This window comes from Actinocorallia lasiicapitis, assembly GCF_054778695.1.
In genome coordinates, this window is the sequence record NZ_BAAGZI010000805.1 from 1 (window position 1) to 937 (window position 937).

At 74.5% G+C, this 937-nt stretch carries 1 protein-coding gene; it reads left to right on the forward strand.

Annotated features, from left to right (window positions below):
* A partial coding sequence (locus ACYVE7_RS34725; protein ID WP_460370893.1) for a sensor histidine kinase occupies positions 1-937 on the forward strand: 937 nt, incomplete at both ends.

Sequence of the window (937 nt, forward strand, 5' to 3'; positions counted from 1 at the left end):
CGGCCGAACGCGAACGGATCGCCCGCGAGCTGCACGACGTGGCGGGCCACCACCTCAGCGCCGTCGTCGTGCACGCTTCGGCCGCCGCCCGCATCGCCGACCCCGAACTCACCAGGGAATCCCTGACGCACGCCGCCGACACCGGCCGGCGTGTGCTGGACGCGCTCGGCCGGCTGGTCGACGTCGTCGGCGAGCCCACCGACACCGAGGCCACCCTGGAATCGCTGCTGCCGCCGCTGGCCGAGGGGCTGACCAAGCTCGGCTTCCCGGTGACGATCACTGTCGCGGGCAGTCCCGCTCCGCTCCGGCCGAGCCAGGTCGAGGCCGTGTACCGGATCGTCCAGGAATCGCTGACCAACGCGCTGCGGTACGGGCACGGCGAGGTCGAGGTCGAGGTCGCCTACCCGGGCGACAGCGTCGTGGTGACGGTCGTCAACCCGTGCGGTTCGCCCGTTGCCGGGCTCGGCTCCGGCCGTGGCGTGCCGGGGATGCGGGAGCGGGCGCACAGCCTGGGCGGCACCCTCACCGCGGGCCGGAACGGCGAGGCGTGGTGGGTCGAGGCACGGCTCCCGCTGGACCGCGCCGACCGGGCCGGGCTGAGCTGGGACCGCACCGTCGATCTGATGACCATGCTGCTGACCTGGGCGCTGCCCATGCTCGTCGTGTTCTCGCCGGACGCGGAGGATCCGGTCATCACCGGGACGGCGCAGACCGTCACGGCCGGGATCCTGCTGGCGCTCAGCTCCGTGCTGCTCTGGTGGCGCAGGACGGCGCCGTGGCGCACGCTGTTCGCGCTGCTCGGCGTCGCGGGGCTCTGGATCGCGGTGTTCGCGGTCGGCGGGGTGACCGGCCTGTCGCTGTGGATCTGGCTGTTCGCCTGGACCCCGGTGGCGGTGGCCGTCGCGGCGGTCGCGCTGCCGGGCCGTCCCGCCCGCCC